This window comes from Candidatus Methylomirabilota bacterium (assembly GCA_035315345.1).
Classification (GTDB): domain Bacteria; phylum Methylomirabilota; class Methylomirabilia; order Rokubacteriales; family CSP1-6; genus CAMLFJ01.
Genome location: DATFYA010000163.1, coordinates 1 through 3459, shown reverse-complemented (window position 1 = coordinate 3459; position 3459 = coordinate 1). Strand labels below are relative to the sequence as shown.

2 protein-coding genes are annotated in these 3459 nt (G+C 69.8%); both read right to left on the bottom strand.

Features of this window, described 5'->3' with window-relative positions:
* Positions 1-551: 551 nt before the first annotated feature.
* The gene (locus VKN16_21250) at positions 552-1541 is read right to left on the bottom strand and encodes an IS110 family transposase (GenBank protein ID HME96736.1); all 990 of its coding nucleotides are present in this window, start codon (positions 1539-1541) and stop codon (positions 552-554) included.
* 181 nt (positions 1542-1722) lie between these two features.
* Positions 1723-3249: an IS66 family transposase gene (locus tag VKN16_21245; protein HME96735.1), complete on the bottom strand. Its 1527-nt coding sequence runs from the start codon at positions 3247-3249 to the stop codon at positions 1723-1725.
* Positions 3250-3459 lie beyond the last annotated feature (210 nt).

The window sequence follows — 3459 nt, the reverse complement described above, 5'->3', positions numbered from 1 at the left end:
CATCCGGGACTACCAACCGCCGCGTGCTGTAGTTCGCTCCACCAGAAATTCTACGATGGGTGTATTCATCCCTGAAGGAGCGGGGCCTTGTCAAGCCCGTTCCGGTGTGGGGTTGCTCTTTTCTTTCTGCTGTTCCGCCGTTTTTCGGGCGCGCTCGGTAGAGGCGGCGGGGTCAAGGATCGGCCGGAGGCCGACCGCGTAGCGGCCGAAGGTCCTTGACGGCGACGCCGCCGGGCGCAGGCTTGTGATGGCGGAGAGGAGCAAGGGGGGTTGCTGGTCTGCGCCGGTTGGTCACTCGGGTTGGGTGCTCGCTCCTTCTTCAGGGTATCGCTGGGGTTCTTCCTGCCGGCGGGTTCCAGCAAATTCCCCGATATGTGGCACACGCCCGTCGTGGGGTGGGCATTCATCCCTTCGCCGCGCGGCGGCGGCATGGAGCGCTACGACCGGTGGTTGGCCTGGACGGGGTCAATCAGTGGGGACGACCACGCCCGCACGCGGGGGGTCAGAATGCTCGCGACCCGCGCCCAGACAGGTGACGGCGACGGCAGTTCTCATGCCGCCAGCCGGCGAACGTGATGGTCGCGGAGCGCGTAGAACACGCACTCGATGAGCTCGCGGGCGGCGGCGACCTTGGCCTGGTTGCGGCCGCGGCGCTCGGCGACCTGGTCGCGGAACGCGCCGATCCGGGTCTGTGGTCCGACCCGCTGCACGGCCTCGAGCGCGGCCCAGCGCACCAGCTTGGAGCCCATCTTGGTGATCCGCCCGCGGCGCACCTTGGTGTCCGACTCACGGTGTTTGGGAGTCAACCCGGCCCAGCTGGCCAGCTGTTCGGGGCGGCGGAAGCGGCGCACGTCGCCGATCTCGGCCACGAACACCGCGCCCAGGGTGGGGCCCACCCCGGGGATGGTCTGCACCGCGGCGTAGCCCGGGTCGGCATGCAGCGGCGTGGTCACCAACCCGGCGAAGGTGTCGATCTCGAAGGTGATCGCGTCGATCAATCGCAGCGCCGAGTTCGTCTTGGCCCGCATCGCGGCCGGCAGCGCCACCCGTTCAAGCAGCTCGCGCCCGCCCGGGCCGAACACATCCGAGCTCATCACCGGCACCCCGGCGCTCGCGAGCACGGCGTGCACCTGGCACTTGAGGTTGGTGCGCAACCCGACCAGCTTGGCCCGATGCCGGACCAGCTCACGCAGCTCCCGGCTCGCCGGCGGGGCGATCCAGGCCTCGGGCAGCCGACCCATCCGCAGCAAATCGGCCAGGTCGGCCGCGTCGCGCTCGTCGTTCTTGACCCTGCGGTAGGCGAATCCCTTGACCCCCAACGGATGCGCCAGGTGCACCGACGCGCCCAGCTCGGTCAACGCGTCCGCGGCCCAATACCAGCCATAACAGGCCTCAAGCGCCACCTCCGGCGCCTCCCCGGCGCGGGACATCACCAGCCGCAGGTACTCCGGGTCGTTGCTGATCCGCACCGTCTCCAACCTCTCGCCGGCCTCGGTCATCCGCACCAGCACCGACCGGCGCCGATGCAGATCGATCCCCACGTACTGCTGGCCGTCATACGATGTGCTCACAGGGCCTCCCTTGTCGTTGAGGTGAGCAACCCCGAGAGTGCCTCGGGACCCACGGGGAGCGGAGGCCCCGCTCCTTCATCGCATCAGCCTGGTTGATCAACGCATGGCGCGTTGCCGGTCGGCGGTGGGCCTCCGGTCGGTTGCGTTGTCGTCAGGCCGGCGTCGGTAAGGCTGGCATCCAGGGTTGGCCGGTCAGCGCGTCGCGCAACGCGGTGATCTTGTCGATGCCGTGCTTGGCGGCGGTGGAGACGTAGCCGAGGATGGTGTAGCGGTCCTGGGTGCGTTTCTCGCTGGTCAGCCGCCCGGAGATCTTCTGCTGGATCTTGGAGGGGCGGAGGTCGCGTTCGGCCTGGTTCGAGGTGGGCGGCACCTGCAGGTCGAAGGCGAAGCGCAGGACGTCGGCTTCGCGGTCGCGCAGGACCTCCAGCAGCAGCCGGGCCTTGCGCTCGCCGGGGCGGGTGCCGTGGCTGGTGGTGTCGGACAGCCCGACCGCTCGTCCGTCGCGCAGCCGGCGCAGCAGCTCCTCGCGGACGTCGACGGCGATCGTGTCGTGGCCCTGTTCGCGGGCCTGGTTGGCGTGGTGGATCAGCGCGCGCAGCGCGGCGGCGATCTGGACCGGCCAGATGGCGTCGGGGTAGACCTGCGCGGCGTCGGCGAGATCACGCAGCAGGTGCGCGGTACACAGTTGGTGGACCAGCGCGCCGAGCGTGGTGGAGTCGTAGTTCTGGTAGCGGTCGTGCACGATCACCGACCCGGACGCGGCCAGCTCGGCCACGACGGACGCCTTAAACGTGGTCAGGGACCGGTCGCCGAGCAGGTAGTGGGTGTAGAGGTCGGTGCAGGCCACCAGCAGGTACCGCTCCGCCTTCTTCTTCCCGGCGGCAGGCGAGCGCGGGCCCACGCGCAGCGGGGTCTCATCGCAGCACACCGCGTACGCCAGAGTGATCAGCGTGCGGATCCGCTGACCGACCTCGCCGAGCACCCCGGCGGTACGGCCGATCATGCCGTGCACGAACCCGACCGACGGCGCGGTCCCGGTCAGCGACTCCAGCAACGCCACGACCCGGTGCGCGGGCACGAAGTGCACCACCATCAGGTAGACGGCGAACGCGGCCAGGTTGGGGCCGTACCCGACCGGGCCCGAGCGGGCCCCATCGGGCCGGGCGGCGGTGTGCAGCCTGCCGCAGCCGCACACGACCTGGTGCTGGTCGTACTGGGTGACGGTCACCGCGACCTGCGGAATCTCGTGCTGCTGGTAGCGGTCCACCACACCCAGGTCCCGGGCTCGGTCGAGACCATCACCGCAGTCACAGCGGCCTTCGGGGAACCGGTCGCGGCGCTGGTCGGGGTGATCGGTCCACGCCAGATGCGCCCCCGACGCCCCGCGCTGCTTGCCGCGGGGCCGTTTCGGCCCACCCCGACCCCGCTGCCTGTCCGGCGGTGCGGGCTTGCCCGGATCGTCATCGCGCGACGGCGGGTTGGAGGAGTTACCCGAGTTGCGCGACAGCAGGTGCTCCAGCCTGGCCAGCTTCCCGGCCAGTGCCTCGTTGGCCTCCATCAGCTGCGCGAGCTGCCCGGCCATCTCGCTGATCTGCCGGTCCTGCACGGCGAGCTGCCCGGCCTGGCGCCGAACCACGACGATCAACTCGTCGCGTGACATCTCCTCCGGCTCGAGCACCGGAAGATCCAACCGTAGACCAGCCGATCACCGCCGGACCGACACGCCCACATCGTCGACCTGGTCAACGCGCGGACCACGCGCAGATCAGACCGCGGGCTGAATGTTTACGCGGCGACGTGTCGGGGATAAGCGTGTCCTGGTACGGCAGCCGCACTTCGTTACAGTATGAGGTCTGCCGTTGGAGTCGGGCCCGGTGGTGGAACCATC